Origin of the sequence: Acetobacter fabarum (genome assembly GCF_011516925.1) — a bacterium.
GTDB lineage: Bacteria > Pseudomonadota > Alphaproteobacteria > Acetobacterales > Acetobacteraceae > Acetobacter > Acetobacter fabarum.
In genome coordinates, this window is sequence record NZ_WOTG01000001.1 from 398,522 (window position 1) to 421,449 (window position 22,928).

At 60.3% G+C, this 22,928-nt stretch carries 21 protein-coding genes and 1 tRNA gene; 14 read left to right on the top strand and 8 right to left on the bottom strand.

Annotated features, from left to right (window positions below; all coding sequences use genetic code 11):
• Positions 1-8: 8 nt before the first annotated feature.
• From purM to GOB83_RS01915, 6 genes are all read left to right on the top strand, one after another.
• Positions 9-1,091, top strand: a complete 1,083-nt coding sequence (gene purM, locus GOB83_RS01890) for a phosphoribosylformylglycinamidine cyclo-ligase (RefSeq protein ID WP_086645340.1) — start codon at positions 9-11, stop codon at positions 1,089-1,091.
• A complete protein-coding gene (gene purN, locus GOB83_RS01895; protein ID WP_095348997.1) occupies positions 1,088-1,711 on the top strand; it encodes a phosphoribosylglycinamide formyltransferase in 624 nt (207 codons plus the stop codon). Before purM ends, purN begins: the two co-directional genes overlap by 4 nt.
• Before the next feature lie 40 nt (positions 1,712-1,751).
• The gene (locus GOB83_RS01900) at positions 1,752-3,074 is read left to right on the top strand and encodes an RsmB/NOP family class I SAM-dependent RNA methyltransferase (protein ID WP_165925060.1); all 1,323 of its coding nucleotides are present in this window, start codon (positions 1,752-1,754) and stop codon (positions 3,072-3,074) included.
• A 94-nt stretch (positions 3,075-3,168) separates the two neighbouring features.
• Complete coding sequence (rpe, locus tag GOB83_RS01905) at positions 3,169-3,831, top strand: ribulose-phosphate 3-epimerase (protein ID WP_165925061.1); 663 nt, start codon at positions 3,169-3,171, stop codon at positions 3,829-3,831.
• Between the two features lie 101 nt (positions 3,832-3,932).
• Positions 3,933-5,804: a heparinase II/III family protein gene (locus GOB83_RS01910; RefSeq protein ID WP_165925062.1), complete on the top strand. Its 1,872-nt coding sequence runs from the start codon at positions 3,933-3,935 to the stop codon at positions 5,802-5,804.
• An 8-nt stretch (positions 5,805-5,812) separates the two neighbouring features.
• Positions 5,813-6,940: a glycosyltransferase family 4 protein gene (locus GOB83_RS01915; protein ID WP_165925063.1), complete on the top strand. Its 1,128-nt coding sequence runs from the start codon at positions 5,813-5,815 to the stop codon at positions 6,938-6,940.
• Positions 6,941-6,956: 16 nt separating this feature from the next.
• Here the strand turns inward: GOB83_RS01915 and GOB83_RS01920 are convergent, their stop codons facing one another.
• The 6 genes from GOB83_RS01920 to GOB83_RS01945 form a co-directional block, all read right to left on the bottom strand.
• The gene (locus GOB83_RS01920) at positions 6,957-7,445 is read right to left on the bottom strand and encodes a hypothetical protein (protein ID WP_086645334.1); all 489 of its coding nucleotides are present in this window, start codon (positions 7,443-7,445) and stop codon (positions 6,957-6,959) included.
• Positions 7,446-7,532: 87 nt separating this feature from the next.
• Entirely contained in the window at positions 7,533-8,207 is a 675-nt protein-coding gene (dnaQ, locus tag GOB83_RS01925) for a DNA polymerase III subunit epsilon (RefSeq protein WP_095349002.1), read from the bottom strand.
• On the bottom strand, positions 8,204-8,791 hold the full coding sequence (gene coaE / locus GOB83_RS01930; protein WP_165925064.1) for a dephospho-CoA kinase: 588 nt from the start codon (positions 8,789-8,791) through the stop codon (positions 8,204-8,206). The genes dnaQ and coaE overlap by 4 nt, the downstream gene beginning before the upstream one ends.
• Positions 8,792-8,829: 38 nt before the next feature.
• Complete coding sequence (locus tag GOB83_RS01935; protein ID WP_165925065.1) at positions 8,830-9,699, bottom strand: shikimate dehydrogenase; 870 nt, start codon at positions 9,697-9,699, stop codon at positions 8,830-8,832.
• Positions 9,696-10,466 (bottom strand): N-formylglutamate amidohydrolase, encoded by a 771-nt coding sequence (locus GOB83_RS01940; protein ID WP_165925066.1) that lies wholly within the window; start codon positions 10,464-10,466, stop codon positions 9,696-9,698. The genes GOB83_RS01935 and GOB83_RS01940 overlap by 4 nt, the downstream gene beginning before the upstream one ends.
• A gap of 85 nt (positions 10,467-10,551) precedes the next feature.
• Positions 10,552-10,860 (bottom strand): hypothetical protein, encoded by a 309-nt coding sequence (locus tag GOB83_RS01945; protein ID WP_095349006.1) that lies wholly within the window; start codon positions 10,858-10,860, stop codon positions 10,552-10,554.
• Positions 10,861-11,105: 245 nt separating this feature from the next.
• Here GOB83_RS01945 and argH point away from each other — a divergent pair, with 245 nt between their 5' ends.
• The 5 genes from argH (at position 11,106) to GOB83_RS01970 (ending at position 18,154) form a co-directional block, all read left to right on the top strand.
• Complete coding sequence (argH, locus tag GOB83_RS01950) at positions 11,106-12,554, top strand: argininosuccinate lyase (RefSeq protein ID WP_165925067.1); 1,449 nt, start codon at positions 11,106-11,108, stop codon at positions 12,552-12,554.
• Positions 12,555-12,558: 4 nt separating this feature from the next.
• Entirely contained in the window at positions 12,559-12,699 is a 141-nt protein-coding gene (locus tag GOB83_RS01955) for a hypothetical protein (RefSeq protein ID WP_165925068.1), read from the top strand.
• Between the two features lie 116 nt (positions 12,700-12,815).
• The gene (gene lysA, locus GOB83_RS01960) at positions 12,816-14,159 is read left to right on the top strand and encodes a diaminopimelate decarboxylase (protein ID WP_165925069.1); all 1,344 of its coding nucleotides are present in this window, start codon (positions 12,816-12,818) and stop codon (positions 14,157-14,159) included.
• Positions 14,160-14,162: 3 nt separating this feature from the next.
• Positions 14,163-16,958, top strand: coding sequence for a DUF4175 domain-containing protein (locus GOB83_RS01965; protein ID WP_165925070.1), 2,796 nt, complete (start codon positions 14,163-14,165; stop codon positions 16,956-16,958).
• 212 nt (positions 16,959-17,170) lie between these two features.
• A complete protein-coding gene (locus GOB83_RS01970) occupies positions 17,171-18,154 on the top strand; it encodes a zinc-dependent alcohol dehydrogenase family protein (protein WP_165925071.1) in 984 nt (327 codons plus the stop codon).
• Here GOB83_RS01970 and GOB83_RS01975 read toward each other — a convergent pair.
• Positions 18,151-18,471: an ArsR/SmtB family transcription factor gene (locus GOB83_RS01975; protein WP_165925072.1), complete on the bottom strand. Its 321-nt coding sequence runs from the start codon at positions 18,469-18,471 to the stop codon at positions 18,151-18,153. The genes GOB83_RS01970 and GOB83_RS01975 overlap by 4 nt on opposite strands.
• A 100-nt stretch (positions 18,472-18,571) precedes the next feature.
• Between GOB83_RS01975 and GOB83_RS01980 the strand changes: the two genes are divergently transcribed.
• Positions 18,572-19,663, top strand: a complete 1,092-nt coding sequence (locus GOB83_RS01980; RefSeq protein WP_165925073.1) for an NADH:flavin oxidoreductase/NADH oxidase — start codon at positions 18,572-18,574, stop codon at positions 19,661-19,663.
• 138 nt (positions 19,664-19,801) lie between these two features.
• On the opposite strand, the gene panB is transcribed toward GOB83_RS01980, so the two are convergent.
• Positions 19,802-20,620, bottom strand: coding sequence for a 3-methyl-2-oxobutanoate hydroxymethyltransferase (gene panB / locus GOB83_RS01985; protein WP_179290095.1), 819 nt, complete (start codon positions 20,618-20,620; stop codon positions 19,802-19,804).
• Positions 20,621-20,834: 214 nt separating this feature from the next.
• Between panB and GOB83_RS01990 the strand changes: the two genes are divergently transcribed.
• Positions 20,835-20,920, top strand: a tRNA-Tyr gene (locus GOB83_RS01990).
• 493 nt (positions 20,921-21,413) lie between these two features.
• Positions 21,414-22,895 (top strand): hypothetical protein, encoded by a 1,482-nt coding sequence (locus GOB83_RS01995; protein WP_165925074.1) that lies wholly within the window; start codon positions 21,414-21,416, stop codon positions 22,893-22,895.
• The last annotated feature ends 33 nt before the right edge of the window (positions 22,896-22,928 follow it).

Genomic DNA, 22,928 nt, shown 5'->3' on the forward strand with positions numbered 1-22,928 from the left:
GCGCACCCATGACGTCTTCTCCTAGCACCCCTTCCTCCGGCCTCACCTACCGTGATTCCGGCGTGGACATTGAAGCAGGCGAAGCCCTTGTTGACGCCATTCGCCCTGCTGCCAAAGCCACGGACCGGCCGGGCACCATGGGTGGGCTTGGCGGCTTTGGCGCTCTGTTCGACCTGAAAGCCGCAGGCTTTACCGACCCTGTTCTGGTTTCCTGCACCGATGGCGTTGGCACCAAGCTGACCGTAGCCATAGATAACGACCTGCACGAAACCGTGGGGATCGACCTTGTGGCCATGTGCGTAAACGACCTTATTGTTCAGGGCGCGGAGCCGCTGTTTTTTCTCGATTACTTCGCCACCGGTCGCCTGTCCGTTGCCTCCGCTGCCAAGGTTGTGCGCGGCATTGCCAAAGGGTGCGAACACTCCGGCTGCGCCCTTGTCGGTGGTGAAACAGCAGAAATGCCCGGCATGTACGCCGATGGCCACTACGATCTGGCCGGTTTTTCCGTTGGGGCTGCCGAACGCAGCGCCCTGCTGCCCGCAGGCATTGCCGCAGGTGATACACTGATCGCCCTGCCCTCCTCCGGTGTGCATTCCAACGGCTTTTCGCTCGTGCGCCGCATTGTGGCCGACGCCCACCTGACATGGACCGACCCCGCAGCCTTTGCACCGGGCCGCACGCTGGGCGAGGCTTTTCTGGAACCCACGCGCCTGTACGTGCGCCCCGTGCTGGCCCTGCATAAAGCAGGCCTGCTGCATGGGGCCGCCCACATTACCGGTGGCGGCCTGCCGGGCAACCTGCCGCGCGTGCTGCCCGACGGGCTGGATGCGGTTATTGATCAGGCATGGCCCATGCCCGCGGTCTTCAAATGGCTGGCCCGCACCGGCAATGTGGACAGTGCGGAAATGCTGCGCGTATTCAACTGCGGCATTGGCATGATCCTGATCACCCCCGAGCCGGACAAGGTGCTGGCCATGCTGGCCGAAGCGGGGGAAGAAGCCTTCCGCATCGGCTCCATTGCTGCTGCACAGAGCCCCGATGCCAAGCCTGACCTTAAAATGCAGGCAACCCCGGATTTCCGGGCAGCATGAGCACGGCAAAAACACCTGTTGCCATTCTGCTCAGTGGCCGGGGCAGCAATGCCACGGCCCTGATCACCGCAGCGCAGGACCCGGATTTTCCCGCACGTATCTGCCTTGTCCTGAGCAACAACCCCGATGCCCCGGGGCTGGACATGGCACGTGCCGCGGGCCTGCCCACACTGGCCATAGACCACCGCAGCTTTGGCAAGGATCGCGCCGCACACGAACGCGCCATTCATGCCGCACTGGAAGACTCTGGTGCGCAGGCTGTCTGCCTTGCAGGGTATATGCGCCTGCTCACCCCTTACCTGACCACGGCCTGGGCCGGGCGGATGCTCAACATTCACCCCAGCCTTCTGCCCTCCTTCCCCGGCCTGCACACGCATGAGCGCGCTCTGGCTGCCGGTGTACGCCTGCATGGCTGCACGGTGCATCTGGTCACCGAGGGAATGGATGAAGGGCCTATTCTGGGTCAGGCTGCTGTTCCCGTTTTGCCGGGTGATACGCCAGACCTGCTGGCTGCACGCGTTCTGCAACAGGAGCACGGGCTTTATCCTCTGGCCTTACGGCATTTTTTAACGCAAAACCCGGCAACAGCGCCCAACGGCGCCGCGCTTGTGGTGGCGTAAGCCACCACCTCCCCTGCTTACCGAACGGTTTTTTGCCCCCATGACCACACCAGCGCGCTCTTCCTCTTCCAAACCGCGCGGCCGGTTCCGCCCCGCCGCCCCACAGCCCGACCCCACGCGGGATGTGGCATTTGATATTCTGTGCGGCGTTGTAGAACACCGCCGCATGCTGGAGAACAGCCTCTCCCGCTCGGCAACCGCACATCAGGCAGAAGCGCGTGACCGGGCTGCCGCCCACCGTCTGGCTGCAGCAACCCTGCGGCACATGGGCACATTACGCACGGTGCTGGAGCCTTTTTTAAAAAAAGAACCGCCCGAGCCGGTGCGTGTTGCCCTGATGATGGGTTGCGCACAGCTGCTGTTCCTAGAAACACCACCCCATGCAGCGGTTGGCACCACCGTATCCCTGCTGCGCAGGCGCAAGCTGGCGCCGTTTGCAGGGCTGGCCAACGCCGTGCTGCGCCGCGTGGCCACAAGTGGTGCCAGCGTGCTGGATGGGCTGGACCAGCCCCGGCTGGATATTCCATCATGGTTGTGGACCTCCTGGACCGGACTTGGCAAAGGTGTGCCTCGCGCCATTGCTCAGGGCATCAGCCACGAAGCCCCGCTGGACATTACCCTGCGCCCCGGCGCACAGGCCCCAGAAGGGGGCATAACCCTCCCCAACGGGTCCATCCGCCTGCCTGCGGGCACAAGGGTTGCCGAACTACCGGGGTATGAGGAAGGGGCGTTCTGGGTGCAGGACGCAGCCGCAACCCTGCCTGCCCGCCTACTGAACGTACAACCCCACGAGCAGGTGGCCGACCTGTGCGCAGCTCCGGGGGGCAAAACCGCCCAGTTGGCCGTAACCGGCGCAACAGTAACAGCCGTGGAAAACAACCCCGCCCGCTTGGTGCGCCTGAAGGAAAACATGGCGCGCCTTGGCTTGGATGTTCGCACGTTGCAGGCCGATGCCGCCACATGGCAGCCCGATGCCCCGCTGGACGCCATTCTGCTGGATGCCCCCTGTTCGGCCACGGGCACGGCCCGCCGCCACCCCGATGTGCTGTGGGTCAAACGCCCGCGCGACCTGACCACCCTGACCGCCACGCAGGACAAGCTTCTGGCAGCGGCAAGGGATATGCTCAAACCCGGCGGCAGACTTGTTTACGCTGTATGCTCCTTGCAGCAGGAGGAAGGGCCAGACCGCGCCCGCGCAGCACAGGCCATGGGGCTTGTGCCCATGCCCTTTACACCGGAGGAACTCTCGTTCCTGCCGCAGGCCTTAACGCCGGAAGGCTGGCTGCGCACCCATCCGGGCATGTGGCTGGATGAAGGCGGAATGGACGGCTTTTTTGCCGCCCGCTTTACCCGGGCAGCCTGAGCACCTGCCCCTTATTCATGCAGTTGCCATGTAAAAGCGCACAAACCGTTTTTCTGTAGTTGCGCAGGCGGCTGCTATTGCGGATAAGCAAGGAATGAGTGCTGCACCATTCCCCCTGATCGCCCCTAGTATTCTGGCTGCGGATTTTGCACGGCTGGGAGAAGAAGTAGAAGCCGTGGCACATGCCGGGGCGGACTGGATCCATCTGGATGTGATGGACGGCCATTTTGTGCCCAATATTTCGTTTGGGCCAGCCGTTATCAAGGCATTGCGGCAGCATAGCGCCCTGCCCTTTGACGTTCATCTGATGATCGCACCCGTTGACCCCTACCTGGAAGCCTTTGCCCAGGCCGGGGCCGACCAGATTCTAATACACATAGAAGCGGGGCCGCACACACACCGCTCGCTCCAGCTTATTCGCCAGCTTGGGGCAAAGCCCGGCATTGTGCTGTGCCCTGCCACACCAGCCGCCGCCATTGCCGAGGTCATGGACCTTGTGGACGTTATTCTGGTCATGACCGTTAACCCCGGCTTTGGGGGGCAGAAGTTCCTGCCCAGCCAGTTGCCTAAAATTGCAGCCCTGCGGGAGATGATCACACGCAGCGGGCGCGATATTCGTCTGGCGGTTGATGGGGGAATAGATGCCGCAACAGCCCCGCTGGCCGTACAGGCTGGCGCGGATGTGCTGATCGCCGGGAGCGCCGTTTACGGCAAGCCGGATTATGCCGCGGCCATTGCCTCCCTCCGCAAGGCTTGATCTATCGCATGGTGATTATAGTACGAATGCACCAAATGCTGTCATAAAGTTCCATTAGAGTAGCGCCTTTAATACCCCAGCCCTGGAGTTACACTCATCTAATGCCCCTACGCCGCTGGACCCGTGCCCCCCGCCTTGCCTATGCCATGCGCAACCCGCTTGGCGGTTTTGCACGCGTTCCCGCGGCCCCCGCCGTAGTGCTGCGGGACCTGTGGCCGGGCAATGCCACGGTAGGGGAAAAACTGGTCCGCAACCGGACCGAGTTTGATGGCGTGCCCCGCTCGCTCCAGTCCGGCATATGGGACGACCCGGCGTGGCCAGCCCCTTACCGCCGATGGTTACAGGGTTTTAGCTGGTTACAGGACCTGCGCGAACTGGGCGCTGAATCCGCGCGGATCAAAGCGCGCACGCTTGTTGCACACTGGGTGCGCCTGCCTGCTGCCGAACGCGCGGTTATGGACCCTTCCATAACTGGTGCGCGGTTGAGCGCATGGCTGGGCTGTTACGAGTTTTTTGCCGCCTCCGCTGATGATGTTTTTCGCCAGAACCTGATGGCCTCCCTTATGATGGAGGCCCGCTCGATTATCGCACTCATGCCCGATGCCGCTTATGGCTGGCAGGCGCTTTGCGCGCTCAAGGGGCTGCTCGCGGTTGCGGTATCCATTCCCGATTATCCGGAGTTCCTGACCCGCTACCTGCGTCTGATTGACGAGGTCATAACCAGCCAGATCCTGCCCGATGGCGGACATATTACCCGCAGCCCTGAAGACCTGTTCCTGACGGTAAAGGAACTGGCGGAGATGCTTTACATTCTTCAGGTTGCGCGCCTGCCGCTGCCAACAACGCTCGTAGATGCTGCCAACCGGACCGCTCCCGCCCTGCGTGCCCTGCGCCATGCCGATGGCGGGCTGGCCCTGTTTAACGGCAGTACGGAACGCGACCCGCAGCTGGTGGAACTTGTGCTGAACCGCGTATCCCGCTCCCGCGTTGTCGCCGCCGGATTGCCCGAAAGCGGATTTGCCCGCCTGAGCAGCGGCCGCGCACTGGTCATAGCGGATGCCGCAGCCCCCGCCCCAACCGGATTTGACCACACAGCCCATGCGGGCATGCTTTCGTTTGAATTTTCATCCGGCAAGCAACGGCTGATCGTCAATTGCGGGGCTAGTAGGCAAAAAGGGTGGGCAGAGGCCCTGCGCTACCCGGCGGCCCATTCCGTTCTGGAACTGGCGGGCATGGCCCCCATGACCTTTGAAACCAACGGCACCACCAGCAGGCCACCACAGGTCAGCCGCACCCATGCAACGCAGGACGGCGCACACTGGCTGGACATGACCCATAACGGGTACGAAAGCCAGGGCGGGGGCCTGTACCACCGCCAGCTTTATCTGGGCAAGGACGGCCGCACTCTGCGGGGGGAGGAAAAGCTGGAAGGGGCAACACTAGCCCGCATGCCTTGTGTGCGCTTCCACCTGCACCCTGATATTATGGTGGAACCGACCGAAAACGGCCACCTGCTGCACAGCGAGGAAGAAAGCTGGCTCTTCCAGTCCGATGGACAGGTCCGGGTGGAAGAAAGTGTGTATCTGGGTCAGGGCCGCAGGATAAAAACGCTCCAGCTTGTCCTGACCCCGCCCGCACCACCTTTGGATGAGAGCGCAGCCACGCCTACACCCGAACCAGACGCAGCACCTGCGGAGGAAGAGACCACTCCCGCGCAGCAGGCTGCTTTGCCGGAAACAGCGCAGGAACAGCCAGCCATTGCGGCATCTGCTGCTGATGCACTCAGCATTACGGCTGAAGAGACCTCCCCCCTTGCAGACCCCCTACCCGCCGCAGAGCCAGTAGAACCAGCCCCCGCCACCGCGCCGGAACCCAAACCCGCCACCACCGGCCACCCGGCACTTCTCCATTCCATGATAGGGCAGCCCCCGCCCAAGCCGATCCATTGGGCACTGACACTGATCAGCGAATAATCCCGACCGTGAAAATACTTGAAGTCACGAATGTTGATTTTTCGCTTGTCCAGTTCCTGCTCCCGCTGATGCGCGCATTGCGTGCGGAAGGGCATGATGTTGTAGGTGTCTGCGCCGATGGCGCCTTGCTTGACGGGCCACGGGCGGAGGGTTTTCGTATTGAAACCCCACCTCTGGCCCGTTCTTTTTCCCCTTTTGCGCAACTGCGCGCCTTATGGGCGCTTATCCGGCTGATACAGCGTGAAAAACCGGATATAGTGCATGCCCACATGCCCATTAGCGGCCTTCTGGCCCGGGTTGCTGCCAGATTGTGTGGCGTTCCGTGCATTGCATATACCTGCCACGGTTTTCTGTTCAACCAGCCCGGCTCCCGCCCCAAACGCCTGCTGGCAAAAGTGCTGGAACGGGGGTGTGGCGCCATAACCGATATTTACCTGACCGTATCGCAGGAGCAGGCAGCAGATGCCTTGCGCCTGCGCATCCACCCGCATCCGCAGGTCATCGGCAATGGGCGGGATAGCCGCGTTTTTCACCCCGATGCGCAGGCACGCCAGCAGGTTCGTGCAGCCTTGGGCACCCCGCCACAGGCTGTTGTGATCATTATTGTCTCCCGCCTTGTTCACGCCAAAGGGTACCCCGAACTTCTGGCCGCCATGCGTGACGTACCGGATGCGCATCTGTGGATTGTGGGGGAACGGCTGGCGAGTGACCACGGTCCAACGCTGGATGAAGCACTGGAGCAAAGCAGTCGGGAATTAGGGCCAAGGTTAAAGCGGCTCGGCTACCGCGCGGATATTCCGGCACTTCTGGCCGCTGCGGATATTTTTACCCTTCCCAGCTACAGCGAAGGGCTGCCCATGTCCGTTATTGAAGCCATGCTGACCGGCCTGCCCGTTGTGGCCACCCATGTTCCCGGCCCGCGTGAGCAGGTGGTGGATGGGCAGACGGGCATTCTGGTACCCCCGCGCTGCGTTGCCCCGCTGGCACAGGCTCTGCGCCAGTTGGCAAGCCAGCCCGCCCTACGCCAGAGTATGGGGGAAGCAGGGCGCAAACTGGCTCTGGCACGTTATGAAGAACGTGTGGTTATAGGCAGAACCGTAAGCCTGCTAACGCAACCAAATAATCCAGCGGCCTAAAAGCAACAGCCCCTACTCAGTCTTTTTTGGTGGGGCTGTCTGTTCCGGTCTTTTTGGCCGCAGGCAAAAAGCGGATGGTCAGGCGGGAGGGAGAGGCAGCAAGCCGCCCACCTGTGCGGATTTCATCCAGCCGGATACGCACGCCTGAGTCATTTTCCATCAGGTGCCCGGCAACACCCTTGCCGACCGTTGTCTCTCCCGAGAGCGACCAGTATGTTCCTGCAAAATCTTCCAGCCGTTGCAGGTTATAAACCTTGCCCACGCTGTTGCCGGAGGAAAAACCGATTGCAGCGGCCGAAGCCCCACTGACCTCAAACGGGTAATCATGCCCGCCATAAGTCAGCACACCATTGCCCCAAGTGTAGCCCACACCCAGATCAGCCGAGCGGGTTTTGAAGGTAACCTCCGCCATGGCAGGGCCGAGAACGGTCTCTGCTCCTGCGGGCAAGGCCCATGCGCCGGACAGTGCCAGCGCCGCAAGAAAACGACGGGATGCTGAGCGCATCAAAAATGCTCCTTGTGTTCGGGACCACCAAAACATGGCATAGGGTTCTGCCGCTGCATAGCTTTATTGCAGGCATGGCTGGACGGTTTATGTGTTCCAGACCGGGTCTTTAAGTTTTTCCACAAAGGCAGTGTGTGCAGCCAGTTCGGCAGCTGTGGGGCAGACTTTTACCACCTTGCGTTCTGCCGGGCCGTCATACACCACGGTGGGTGCCTGCTCGCCATCAGCCACCAGCCCCAGACCATGCTGGCGACCGCCCATAAGCTCCACATACACTTCGGCCAGCAGCTTGCAGTCCAGCAGCGCATTGTGGGTTGTACGGGCAGACAGGTCCACGCCAAAGCGGCGGCACAATGCGTCCAGACTGTTGGGCATGCCGGGAAAACGCTCGCGTGCCATATCCAGCGTGTCCACCATACGGCCCATATCCAGCGGTTTGCGGCCTGCGCGCTTGAGTTCTGCGTTTAAAAAGCCAAAGTCAAAGCGGGCATTATGCGCAATAAGGGCATCATCCCCCACAAAGGCCAGAAAATCGTCCACGACCTCGGCAAACTTTGGCTTTCCCTCCAGGTCCGCGCGGGTAAAGCCGTGAACACGGCTGGCCTCTTCAGGCACATCACGCTCGGGGTCCAGCAGGGTGTGGTAACTATTGCCCGTGGGCAGGTCCCCCACCAGTTCCAGGGCTGCAATTTCAATCACCCGGTCCCCGGTTGCGGGGTCCAGTCCTGTTGTTTCCGTATCAAACAGGATGGATCGCTTCATGCCCTCAAACTCCTGATAAAGCGGCGGACCTGCCGCTCTGTTTCCTTCATGGACAGCCCTGTGCGGATAACGGTATCCGCCTTTTGTACCCTGCGGGCATCCCGCATCTGGCAGGCAATAAGCCTCCGGGCCTGCGGGGGCGGCATGTTGCGGCGATGAGCCACACGCCTGCGCTGCACCCATGGGGGAGCAGACACCACCGCCACCCGGCGACAGAGCCGGTCTGCCCCGGTTTCAAACAACAGTGGAATATCCAGCACCACGCAGGCTGCCCCCTGCAGGCGGGAGCGGCGCAAAAACTCGGTGCGGGCACGGCGCACCAGAGGGTGCATAATGGCTTCCAGTTTTTTCAGCAATACCGGGTGGGCCAGCACGGCCTGCCGGAGCACCGCCCGGTCCAGCCGCCCGGCCGTTACAGCCTGCGGCACCAGTTGCGCAATGCGGGGCAAGGCAGCCCCGCCGGGAGCCTGCAGGGCATGAACAGTGGCATCTGCATCAAACACCGCCACTCCGGCACGGGGCAGCATGCTGGCAACCGTGCTTTTGCCCATACCCATGCCTCCGGTCAGGCCCAGTATTTTCATGCGTAAACCCTGCCTTGGTCAAAAGGAGCAGATCACGCTCAAAGGCTGTTCAGAACATGGTCCTGCGTTGCATCGTCCACTTGCGGGTCCACGCCAAACCATTCCTTAAAACCAAACCGTGCCTGATGGAGCAGCATGCCCAGCCCCCCCACCGTGCGCAAACCCTGCCGGGTTGCCGCCGCGAGCAGGGGCGTAACCAGTGGGGCATAGACAATGTCCGCCACCACCAGATCCTCCGCCGCCTGCGCCAGAGAAGGGCAGAACAACGGGTCCGGCCCTCCGGCCATACCCAGCGAGGTGGTGTTGACCAGCAGGGCGAACTCCCCCAACTGCTGCTCCCACTCGGACCAAGCCACCACATCCGTACCGGGCAATGCCGCGGCCAGCGTTACTGCGCGCTCGTCCGTGCGGTTGGTTATGGCAACCTTGAGCCCCCTGTCCTGCAAAGCCGCAGCCACGGACCGCGCAGCCCCGCCGGCCCCAAGCAGCAGGGCGCGGGTCTGCGGGCGGGGGGGCAGGCTGCTGGCCTCCAGACTGGCAACAAACCCGCTGCCATCGGTGGAAAGGCCAAGGATTTTCCCATCCTCACGGAAGACAAGCGTGTTGACCGCACCTGCCCGCCGGGCCGAGACATCCAGCACATCGGCCAGCTTATAGGCCGCCTCCTTGTGCGGAATGGTAACATTAACCCCTTTGAAGCCCGCAGCCTGCAACCCGAGTACCGCCGCCACAAAATCCTCCGGAGCCGTGGGCAAGGGCACATAGGCACCATCAACCCCATAACGCCGCAGCCAGTAGTTATGCAGCGCGGGCGAGCGAGAATGCTCAACCGGCCAGCCCATAACACCGGCCAGTCTGGCCTTGCCGGTAATAATCTGCGGGGGTGGTGTGGTGGGGGAGGTGGTCATGGCCGCTGTTCATACCTTGTGCAAAAAATCCGCCAGGCCTGCGGCAGCAGGCTGGCCAGCCGGGCGGCCCATTCCGCCTGACCTGCGGGGTGGGCAATCAGATCCTGACGGATTTCAATTTCAATATGCGGCAGGGCGCGCTGCTCGCCATGCAGGGGGATTGTGTAGTCCGATGTATCGGTCAGGGCGTAGGGTTCATTATCCCCCACCACCAGCCCTTCGGCCCGGAGCAGGTCGATCATGATATGGGCCAGACGGGAGTCATGGTTATGCAGCAGCCCCACATGCCATGGCCGCGCTACCTCGCGCATGACCGGCGTAAAGCTGTGCAGAGCCACCACAACCACAGCGCGCTTTTGCGCCAGCCGGGCATCAAGCTCCTGTGTAATCCGCTGGTGGTAAGGGTGCAGAATGGCCTGTTCGCGCCATGCCCGGTCCTGCATGCTCAGGCTCTGGTTGCGTGGAACAGCCGTGCCATCACTCTGCGTCACAATGGAGGTAGGGTGACCCGGCGCGCGGTTGCAGTCGATCACCAGACGGGAATACACCTGCTCGATCAGCACCGCAGGCAGGGCATCGGCCAGTTTGCGGCCAACACCGTCTATACCAATATCCCACCCGATATGGCGGGCACGCTCATCCGCGCTCAAGCCCAGACCATCAAGCGTGGGCGGAACAGCCTGTCCTGCATGGTCACTGACCAGCACAAACGGCCCGCCGCCATCCTGCCCGTAAACCTTAAAACTCTCAGCCAATATTTCTGTCATCAGTCATGCCGGCATGTGCCAGTTTGCCGGGCAGAGGGGGAGCAGACGCATAACATCCGCCTCCCCCAAGGCCCGAAAAAACGCCTTACTGGGCGGAGGAGACAATAACGGCGGCCAGATCGGCCTCGGCCCGGACGCGACCTGCATCCTCACCACCCAGACCTTCCGCATCCAGACCACTGCCATCCAGATCATAGACCAGATAGGCGGGGTCTGTGCCGTCCAGCGATTCTTCACCGCCTTCACTGTAGCTGCGGGCAGCCACGTAGTCCGGCCCACGCATCTTTTCTTCCAGCCGACGCACGGCTGCAATCGGGTTTTCTGCCTTGATCACCTCGAGCAGCACGTTTGCACCCGGGTCGATCACTCCAAAAGTTGTCAGTTCGTGAGCCATGGTCTTTTCCTGAACCCTTTGTAATTTACACACTTTATAAGCAGAGAAATAAGCATGCAGCCAGCCCTGTAAACACCGCCTGCCCCATAAAAAACCTGCCCGCACCGCAGCACTGGCATGATCTGGCGCAAGGATGACGGTTTGCGCAGCGCGGCATGCGCCGGTAGGATGGGCTTTGCATTCAGCCTGCTCCGGTATTATGGCTGCGGCTCCACGCTACATGTAAACGAACAGGTCAGCCAACCATGTCTTTGAAGAACCAGCCCCCGGCCCAGACAGCCACCACAGCCAATGCCAATGTGCAGTGGGGCGGACGATTTGCGGGTGGACCTTCGGACATCATGCAGGCCATCAACGCCTCCATCAGCTTTGATAAAGCCTTGTGGAAGCAGGATATTGCAGGCTCTCTGGCCCATGCGGCCATGCTTGCGCATGTGGGCATCATCTCCAAGGATGACGAGACGGCAATCCGCAAGGGACTGACCGAAATTGGCGCGGAAATTGCCGCGGGCGACTTCGCCTTTTCCGAAGCGCTGGAAGATATTCACATGAATATCGAAGCCCGCCTGTCTGAACGGGTGGGGGAAGCTGGCAAGCGCCTGCACACCGCCCGCTCCCGCAATGACCAGGTAGCCACCGACTTCCGCCTGTGGGTGCGTGACGCCATAGACGGGCTGGACCAGCAGGTGGCCTCGCTCATGCGCGCACTGGCACAGCGGGCACAGGAACACGCGGCAGACCCCATGCCCGGCTTTACACACCTGCAAACCGCACAGCCGGTCACCTTTGGCCACCACCTTATGGCTTACGTGGAAATGCTGGCCCGTGACCGGGGGCGTCTGGCCGACACACGCCGCCGCCTGAACGAATGCCCGCTGGGCTCGGCTGCCCTCGCAGGCACGTCCTTCCCCATTGACCGGGCCATGACGGCCGAACTCCTGCATTTTGACCGCCCGACTGCCAATTCGCTCGATGCGGTTTCGGACCGGGATTTTGCACTGGAATATCTGTCTGCACTGTCCATTCTGGCCATGCACCTCTCCCGCATGGCAGAGGAAATCGTGATCTGGTGTTCCTCCCCCTTCTCCTTCATCCGGCTGTCGGACGCGTTTACAACCGGCTCTTCCATCATGCCGCAAAAGCGCAACCCGGATGCGGCCGAGCTGGTTCGCGCCAAAACAGGCCGCATTAACGGCAGCCTGATCGGGCTGCTGACGGTCATGAAAGGTCTGCCACTGGCCTATGCCAAGGACATGCAGGAAGACAAGGAACCGGTTTTTGCCGCAACCGATGCAGCCGCCCTGTGCCTTGCCGCATGCGATGGCATGGTGCGCGACATGACCGCCAACACCCGGCAGATGCGCGCTCTGGCTGGCTCGGGCTATTCCACTGCAACCGATATTGCAGACTGGCTGGTACGGGTGCTCAAGGTGCCGTTCCGCACCGCCCACCACGTAACAGGCCGTCTTGTGGCCCGCGCAGAAGCCCAGAATATTGGCCTTGCAGAACTCACTCTGGCGGAAATGCAGGCCGAAGAACCGGGCATTACGCAGGATATTTACTCTGTCCTGAGTGTTGATGCCTCCATAGCCTCGCGCACAAGTCTTGGCGGAACCGCTGCATCCAACGTTATGGCGCAGGCCACCCGCTGGCTGGATGCACTGGCAGGCACCCCCACCACCACAAAAGGTTGAGCATATGACCCCCCGCCTGTTCATGGGCCTGTTTTTGGCAACCGCCCTGTGCCTGCCACTGGCCGCCTGTGGCAAAAAGGGGCCTAATCAGGCTCCGGGTCCGCGCAACAAGATTACCTACCCCCTCGTCTATCCACCGGACTGAGCGCAGCCCATGCCGTAACAGGCCAGCCCCCGTGCGGCACCACACGGGCTCTGGCCTACCGTGCAGTGCGCTCACCCATGCTTCCGCCCTTTTTTGTCCAAGGCCCAGTTCGTTTCATGGCTGATTCACCCGCCTATACCGATGCAGACCCCTCGCTGGCTGAACTGCTGGCAACCCACCCGCACCTGAGCACAGACCCCTTGTGTGGGCTGATGTTTGAGGGCGTCCCCCTGAACGCCATAGCCGATGCGGTTGGCACCCCATGCTGGGTGCTGGGTGCTGGCACACTGCGCCAGCGCCTTGCCCGCATGCGTACGGCCATGGCGGATGCGGGGCTGGATGTCAGCATCCATTACGCGGTCAAGGCGAATGATCACCTCTCCGTCCTGTCCCTTATCGGGCAGGAAGGGTATGGGGCGGATATTGTCAGCGGGGGCGAACTTGCACGCACACAAAAAGCGGGCATTGCGGCGCAGCGAGTAGTTTTTTCCGGCGTAGGCAAGACCGATGCGGAGCTGGACTATGCCATTGGTCTGGGCATTGGCCAGATTAACGTGGAAAGTGCGGAAGAGCTGGCCATTATCTCGGCCATTGCAACGCGCCTTGGCAAACAGGCCACCATCACGCTGCGCATCAACCCCGATGTGGATGCCAAAACCCACGCCAAGATCACCACCGGGCTGGCCGCCAACAAGTTTGGCATTCCGTTTGATAACGCTGCGGCTTTGTATGCCCACGCCTTTACCCTGCCGGGCATCAAACCCGTTGGGTTTGCAACCCATATTGGCAGCCAGATCCTTTCCACCGCGCCATACCATGCAGCCTATGCCCGCGTGGCCGAACTGGTGCGCACCGTGCGTGTCAGTGGCCTGAGCGTAGAAGCCGTGGACTGCGGTGGTGGGCTTGGCATCAGCTACCGCAACGAGGTGGAGGGCCAGCCGGAAGCTCTGGCAGGCGCCATCCGGGCCGAACTGGGCGGGCTTGGCCTGCGGCTGAGCATAGAGCCGGGGCGCTGGCCCATTGGCCCCGCAGGTGTGCTGCTGAGCAGCGTTATCCTGCGCAAGGAGGAAGGGCTCCCCGGCCCGTTCCTTGTGCTTGACGCCGCCATGAACGACATGGTCCGCCCCAGCATGTATGATGCATGGCATGGCCTTGTACCCCTTGCGCCACAGGCCTTCAGCCAGCCTGTCGCACCCACGCATGTTGTTGGCCCGGTCTGCGAAAGTGGTGACACGTTTGCGCGCGACCGTCTGCTGCCCCCTCTTGACCGCGCATCCCGTATAGCCATTCTGGACACGGGCGCTTATGGTGCGGTCATGAGTTCCACCTACAACAGCCGCCCTCTGGCCGCGCAGGTTCTGGTAGAAAACGGTCAATGGACAGTTATACGCCGCCGGCAGACACTGGAAGAACTGTGGCAGGATGAAGCCATGCCAGCTCCCCCGAACGGAAAAGCCTGACGCATGCGCGGTCTGAAGCAGGATCTGACCGCATCAACCGCGCAGGACGGCACGCTGGCGGCCCGTCTGGCCCATGTGCGCCGTAATGCGGCCCTTGTTTTGCACATTGAGCAGCTCTGGCCTGCCCTCCAGCCGACCGTAGCCATGCTGGGGGTTTACACACTGGCGGGCCTGCTCCGCCTGCCCCAGCACCTGCCTGATGGACTGCGCCTTGTTAGTGTAGCAGGCTGGCTGAGCCTGTGTGGCTGGCGGCTCCATACCGATCTGGGCCGCCTGCGCCCCACCACGCCGGAGGACATTGACCGCCGGATCGAGCAGGCATCCGGCCTGCGCGACCGCCCCCTAGCAAGCCTGACAGATACCCCGGCACCACTCCCCCACGCCAGCAATACGCTCCTGTGGCAGGCCCATCGGCAGCGGCTTCTGGCCTCCCTTGGCCGGTTGCGAGCTGGCTGGCCCGACCTTGCGCCCAAAGGCCGCGCGCACCAGCTTGCGGCGGCGGGGCTGGTGCTGGCTCTTGGCGTGGCCGGCGGAGTTGCCGGGTCCTCGGCTCCGGGGCGTATTCTGGCCGCTTTTATTCCCGGCCGGGATGACCCGGACGTGCCCCTCCCCCACATAGATGCGTGGATTACTCCCCCCGCCTATGCCCCGGACGCTCCGGTTTTTTTAAGCCCGAACCGCCCTGCCCCCCAGATGCAGGAAGGTGCCCGGCTTACCGTTATTGTTAACGGCATGGCCTCCCACCCCGTGCTGCAAGGCACACACGGCATGGTGGTACAGGACGCAAAACGCCAGAAACTGGACCCACATAGCTGGAAGCTGGAAGCCACGCTGACCCATAGTGGCCTGCTCAGGCTAACCGGCCGGGGACGCACCCTTGCCAGCTGGTCCATGACCATTCTGCCCGACCTGGCCCCACAGGTTGCCTGGGGCCCATCCCCCGGTGCCCCCGGCAAGGGGGACTGGCATACCCGCCTGCCCTACACGGCCAGCCACGCCTATGGCCTGTCAGACATGCAGGTCGTGCTACACGCTGCCCACCCTGCCAAAGGAGCCAACCCCAAGCGGGAACTGAGTATTCCCCTGCCTTTAACCGGCCACCCCAAATCGGTTAAAAATGTGCTTGTCCCTGACCTGTCGGAAGACCCATGGGCCGGGCAGGACGTGACCGGGCAGATTGTGGCAACCGCTACCAGCGGGCATCAGGGGCAGAGCGAACCTGCTACGTTCAAACTCGGGAGCAGGATTTTCCACTCCCCCATTGCCCGCGCTATTCTGGACGTGCGCAGGCGTTTTGCGCTGGAACAGGAAAAGCGTGAAGATACGGCGCAGGACCTGGAAGCATTGGGTGAGGCCCCCGGCCCTGTACGGGAGCATACGGGCATGTTCCTCAACCTGACCAGCATTGTAGCCCTGCTGGAAAATGCCGACATAGACACCCAGACCGCCCGCACCAGCGCCACCAACCTGCTATGGGATCTGGCGCTGGACATAGAAGACCGGCGCACAGGCGATAATGCCAGTGCTCAGGCCTCGATTGATGTGCGGGCCGCACAGGCCGATGTTGCCCAGAAGCTGGCGGACATGAAGCGCAATGGCCCCCACAACCAGCAGGCACAGGAAGAGCTGGAACAGAGCTTAAAGGCGCTACAGGACGCCATTGCCCGCAAAATGCAGGCTCTGGCCGATAACGCCCTGCGCAACCATACAGCCATCCCTGACCTGCCCGGTTTTTCCGCAGCGGGGAATAAAGCGTTCGATCGGCTGATGAAGCAGTTGCGCGCCGATGCCGCCAATGGCCGCTCGGGCGATGCCATGCAACGCCTGCAGGAAATGGAAAACGCAACCGAGCGCATGCGCAATGCCACACCGCAGGACCTTGCCGCTCTGGCCCAGCAACTCCAGGCCCAGCAGAAAGCGCGTGAGCAGGCCGCCGCCCTGCATGACCTGACAACCAAGGAATCCAGCCTGCTGGACCATGCCCAGTCCCGGCTGGATGAACATGTGCGTGCCCTTTCCCAGCAACAGAGCGATCTGGCGGATGATGGGGATGGAGAAGCCGCAGAATACGCCAACCTGCCGACATCGGAACTCCTGCGCAGACTTGGGCTTTCCTCCCCACCCAATATGGGTGGAGGCAGCACAGGCCAGCAGCCTTCCTCCGGCAATACCCAGCCCCCGGCTGGCATGCCAGACCCGGCCAAGGCTGAAGCACAGGCCAGCGCACGCCGCACCGAACGTGCAACCCAGCATGCACTTGAACAGGCATTGAGCGAGCTTAAAGATGAGTTCAAGGAGCTAACCGGCAAAACCCCCGATGCATTTGAACAGGCCCGCAAGAGCATGGCTACGGCCCGCAAGGCGCTGGCTGATGGGGATGATGCCGCAGCCGCCAGTGCTGAGGAAAAAGCACTCGAAGCCCTGCGCCAGAGCCGCAAGCAGATGCAGGATAGCATGAAGGGCAATGGCCAGAACACAACGCCCAGCTTTTTGCCCTCCTTTGGGGGGAGTGGCGATGGGTCATCCGGCTCAGGCAATACGGGAGAGAACGGGAATGGCCAGCCCTCCGATGCTGCGGGCGAAGGTGGGGACGATGAAAACACAACAGGCAAAGACCCCCTAGGCCGTAAGGAAGGCGAAGGGGCGGACCAGAATACGGACGACAGCACCCATATTCCCGACACGGTAGCCCGCCAGCGCGCGCGTGAGATTGAGCAGGAACTCCGCCGCCGCGATTCAGACCGAACCCGCCCGCAACAGGAACTTGAGTATCTGGACCGCCTGCTCAAACCGTTCTGAGCAGGCGGGGCGGAACCCTGCACCAATCTCTGCTACCCGCGCCGGTGCCCAACGGCTGGTTATGCCCCTATAGGGACCCCGCAATGCGCAGGCCCCGCCTACCCGTGCCAAAAGCCGCGTTGCACATAATGGAAAAGAACCGCCACAATGCGGCATAACGGATGGGCACAGGGTGCCAGTTGCAAGCCCGCTGCCCCATAGGGAGAGCCTTCATGTTCGCCATGCGTCTGCACAGCCCGCGCACCCCGCTGCAATGGGAGGAACTACCCGACCCGACCCCCGGCCCGGGCCAGATTCGGGTCAAGGTGCTGGCCTGCGGTGTGTGCCGGACCGACCTGCATGTGGTGGATGGAGACCTGACCCACCCCAAACTGCCCGTAACCCCGGGGCACGAAATTATTGGCCGGGTTGACCTGCTGGGCAGTGGCGTAACCTCCCTTACGGTTGGCCAGCGCGTAGGTATTCCGTGGCTGGGCCATACCTGCGGGCACTGCTCCTATTGCGCAACAGACCATGAAAACCTGTGTGACCACCCCATTTTTACCGGTTACACGCGCGATGGCGGCTACGCCACAATGGCCGTGGCCGATGCACATTTTGCATTCCCCATGGGGGAGGAAGGCTCGGACGTCTCCCTCGCCCCCCTTCTCTGCGCAGGGCTGATCGGGTGGCGCTCACTTGGCAAAACGGGCAATGCCCAGAAAGTTGGGCTGTATGGCTTTGGGGCAGCAGCCCATATTATTGCGCAGGTTCTGGTGTGGCAAAAGCGCGAGGTTTATGCCTTTACCCGCCCCAATGACACCAAAACGCAGGAGTTTGCCCGCTCGCTCGGCGTAAAATGGGCTGGTGGGTCGGATGCACTCCCCCCCGAGCAACTGGATGCAGCCATTATTTTTGCCCCTGATGGGGCTCTGGTCCCCGCAGCCCTTAAAACCCTGCGCAAAGGCGGGCGTGTCGTGTGCGCCGGGATTCATATGAGTGAAATCCCCGCTTTTTCCTACGACACGTTATGGGAAGAGCGCGATATTGTCTCTGTTGCCAACCTGACGCGTGAGGACGGGCTGGAATTTCTTTCCCTCGCCCCCAAAATTGGTATCCACACCACCACCACGACCTACGCGCTCAAGGACGCCAACAAAGCACTGGATGATTTGCGCCATGGCCGGTTTGATGGCGCTGCCGTGCTGGTGCCCTAGACGGGCACGTCCTCCACGCTGGCAGCCGCCAGAATGGCCGCCAGCAGACCAGGAAAACGGCTTTCCAGCTCCTGCTCACGCAGGGAGTTCATGTGGGTAACCCCCACCACTTCAGTCCGGATAAGCCCGGCTTTGCGCAAGACGGCAAAGTGGTGGGAGACGGAGGATTTTGGCCGCCCATCCTGCAACGGGGCGCAGGGCTGGGGCTGACAGGCTGCAAGCTTGCGCACCACCGTCAGCCGGAACGGGTCGGACAGGGCGTAAAGCAGGCAGGACAACTGCATATCCTGCGCCAATGGATGGTCATACTGCTTCATGACAACTGTTTGACCTACCTCTTCCCTTGCTTTGCCTGTTAGTTCGATTATAGTCGAACTAACGGGGCTATGATGCCCCTTTGTAACAGGAGCACGGTTCATGCCAACGCTTTTCGACCCTTATACCCTCAAAGGCAGCACATTACGCAACCGCATTGCTGTTGGCCCCATGTGCCAGTATCAGGCGCAGGACGGCATGCCCAACGACTGGCACAGTGTGCATTATGCCTCGCTCGCCCGCGGTGGAGCCGGGCTTGTTACGCTTGAAGCCACCGCTGTTTCTCCCGAAGGGCGGATTACCCCCAACTGCCTTGGCCTGTGGAATGATGCGCAGGCACAGGCCTATGCTCCCATTGTTGCCAGTATCCGCAAAACCGGGGCTACGCCGGGTATCCAGATCGCCCATGCAGGGCGCAAGGCCAGCGCCAATGTGCCATGGGAAGGGGATGACCATATTACCGCCACCGACCCGCGCGGCTGGCAGCCCATTGGCCCTTCCCCCGTTGCTTTTGGTGCCAACCTGCCCCGCGCACCGCATGAAATGACCCTTGAGGACATTGAACGCGTTAAAAACGACTTTGTCGCAGCCGCAATACGTGCGCGTGACGTGGGTTTTGAATGGCTGATGCTGCATTTTGCCCATGGCTATCTGGCGCAGAGCTTCTGGTCCACGCATTCCAACAAGCGCACGGACCAGTATGGTGGCTCGGCAGAAAACCGGGGCCGCTTCCTGCTGGAAACACTGGCAGCCGTGCGTGCCGTCTGGCCCGAAGACCGCCCGCTGATTGCCCGTTTTGGCGTAATTGAATTTGATGGCAACGATGCGCAGACACTGGAAGAATCCATTGCTCTCGTACGCAGGATGAAAGAGCACGGGCTGGACTTTATTGATGTCAGCATAGGCTTTTCCACCCCCGAAGCCACCATTCCGTGGGGGGCCGGGTTTATGACCCCCATAGCCCATAAAGTGCGGCAGGAGGCGGGTTTGCCTGTCACCACATCATGGTACATCAGCGAAGGCCGTCAGGCTGATGCCCTGATCCGTAACGAGATTGTGGATGTCGCCACAATCGGCCGCCCTTTGCTGGCCAACCCGCACTGGCCGCACGAGGCAGCGCGTATTCTGCACGCCAAGGACGCAAAAACCATTCTGCCGCCGTCCTATGCATGGTGGCTCTCACGCTACCAGTAAGGCGGTTACTGGTCATACTACCCCGCACAGGTTACGCGCCTGTGCGGGCTACCGCGTGCGGGCATAACGCGTGCGGCCTGCACAGAACGTGCAAAGCTTGCCTGCACACCCCTTACCCAAAAACGAATCGTATGGGCTCTAGTCTGCCTTGGGCATGCCCACACATTCCGCCGGACCGGGGAATGTGCGCGTACGCACGGCATGGGCGTAATCAGCCACAGCGCGGTCCACTTCCTGCCCCAGATTGGCAAATTTACGCACAAAACGTGGGGTAAAGTCGGGGAACAGGCCCAGCATGTCCTCCGCAACCAGAATCTGCCCATCGCACTGGGGCGATGCGCCTATGCCTATGGTCAGAATCCCCAAAGCTTCGGTTATGGCGCGCGAGAGTGGTTCCATTGTGCTCTCGATCACCACGGCAAAGGCTCCGGCTTTTTCCACCGCCAGCGCATCGGCCATAACCTGTTCGGCCTCGCTCCCGCGCCCAACGGTACGAAACCCCCCATGTGCATGCACGGCCTGCGGTTTAAGCCCGATATGCCCGATAACCGGAATCCCCCGCTGGACCAGAAACTCTATGGTCGGGGCCATTTCCTGCCCCCCTTCAAGCTTGATGCAACCAGCCCCGGTTCTGGCCATAATATCCGCCGCAACGCGGAACGCCTGCTGTGGGCTTTCCTGATAACTGCCAAAAGGCATATCCACGGCTACGCAGGCCTTCTGGCTACCACGCACCACCGCCTGACCGTGGGCAATCATCATCTCCACGCTTACGGCCAGTGTGGAGTCCATGCCGTACACCACCATGCCCAGCGAATCCCCTACCAGAAGCAGGTCGCAATGCGGGTCCAGCAGCCGGGCCATGGGGGTTGTGTACGCAGTCAGGGCCACTACGGGCGTATCCAGCGCTGCCAGAGAACGGGGCGTGTACCGCCGCACTGTTTGGTGTTTGCTCAAGACCTCTACTCCCCGTCACACTTGGATACCCAGAACCGGATGCAGCTTTTCCCCGAACCTCTGCATATGTCCAGCCCAATGCTTATAAATCTTTTGCCAATTCCAACCGGCCATAAAGCCGCATAAAGCCCCCTAACCCACCACAGGCAAAGAATAGTTACCTAAACCCATTGACAACCCCGGGAACAGGCTTTAGGTCAGTGCTCAACAAGTCGGAGGGGTGCCCGAGTGGCTAAAGGGGGCGGACTGTAAATCCGCTGGCGTACGCCTACGTTGGTTCGAATCCAACCCCCTCCACCATGTTTTCCATAAATTCAAAACCTCATATGCCTTGCAGTGTTTTCACAACTGCATGCTCGGTCTTTATGCATGGTGTTTGCGGCTTGAAAGCCTTGCCTGTATTCCAAGCCGCACCTTCCTCTGCCTTTGGACATCAAGGTGATTGCCCTACCTTTTGAGGTAATCAGGCCATGCCTGAAACCGGCAGTTCTGCCACGTATCATCCAGCCTGACTGTCCCGCGCATTTTACTGATTCCGGGCACACAAAAAAACATATCTGAAAATCACAAAATGCCTGATTAAACCGTAACTGGTCCTTTCAATATTTTGAAAATATTAAGACTTCCTTTTGTAAAAACCGGCCTTGCATACAGTCCCATATGAGGAATCGGTCCTATTTTTACACAAATAAAAAAGCGTCAATTAACGCATGTACCAACCAGAACAATACAATGGGCTGTTTGGGCTACCCTGCTTGGCATTGCTGTTTACGCACTGGCTTTTGCTTTACCTGTGTTTATTCGCCGTCTGGCATTTAATGGGGTTTTGGAACACTCAGAAACAACAACTTTCTACTTCAGCGGTTTATTGCGTGAGCAATATCCTCTTTACCAATACACCCATTCCCCTGCCGCGTTTTATCAGACCAGCTCAATATATAACCCACTTTATTACCTGTATTTGCGCGCCTTCCCCGAAGCCTGGATTGCCAATCTTTCCACCTTACGCATTCTATCTTTTGTGCCGCCATTTTTACTATCGGCTGTGCTGGTTGAAGCTTCCATCCGCCGGATACTCGGCCTTAACTGGGTAGGTCTGCTCTGGTCTTTGCTCTTCCTCGCATTGTACCCAATGTATGCCTGGATCGACCTCTCCCGGCCTGATGCCATTTTCATGCTGAGCATCATTTTTGTACTCTTCACGTGCAGCCTGAAAGATAGCGGATTTTTAAAGTTTATTCTCGTCGGGCTCTCAATCTGCGTGTGTTTTCTCGTCAAACAAACCGGATTACTTTTAATTGGCATTCCGCTGGTTATGGCGGTTTACGAACGTAAATATCTTATTTCATTCGCAGTTGCTCTTAGCTCCATTATCCTTTCCGTTGCCCTGTTACAGTGGGCATACGGACCGGCATACTGGCACTGGGCTTTTACCATTCCCCGCACGGACCCCTATTCCCTGAACCAGAGCATTCTGCTTGTTGCGCAATATACCGGCGATGTTGTTATCTCCCTTCTCGCTCCGTTCTTGCTGCTTTCTCAAAAACATTTGCCCAACAACAGAACACTGCGTGACATTGCGCCCCTCCTCCTGACATGTGGCGCAGCATTTGGCCTTGCTTTTGTTTCAGGCGGAAAATTTGGTGGCTGGATTGCGGATTTTGTTATCTACATGGAGATCTCGGCCATTGTTCTGGCGATACTCCTGCGAGAAGCTCTGCGCAGCTTACACATGAATATTTTACTATCCGGCCTTGCTGTAAGTCTTGGCGTTCTTTTTTCCATCTCAATTCTGGAAGCGCGCAACATGCGCCACAACCTGAAACCAGCACGGAATGAGACGGATCAGATCGAACTGGTACAAATGGTACATCACATCAAAGGGGATGTATGGACCACAACATGGCCAATTATTGATTACCTTGCAGGAAAAACAATTAAATCCCCCTTACAAAATATCTGTCAGGCATGGTTCGGAGTTTGCAACACTCCCTCAAATATAAGAGCAGATTATCTGGATCCAAAAATCTGGAATCCTATTACAGAAAAGCATGTTGAGGCTGTTTTTATGCCAGATAATCTGCCCGTTCCCACTTTGGAAGCAATTCTAAAACAGAAATATATTTACTGCCTTTCTTTAAAAAACCATCTGAAAATCAAGTATTTTTATGGTGGGCAGATGTTCTGGCCATCAGAGGTCTGGGTCGCATCACAAGCAACATGCGATGACCTGCGCACAACCTTCGGGTATGCGGCGCAACCTGCACAAAACTGACAACACCCCAGCACCACCTGCCGTTGGTTTATT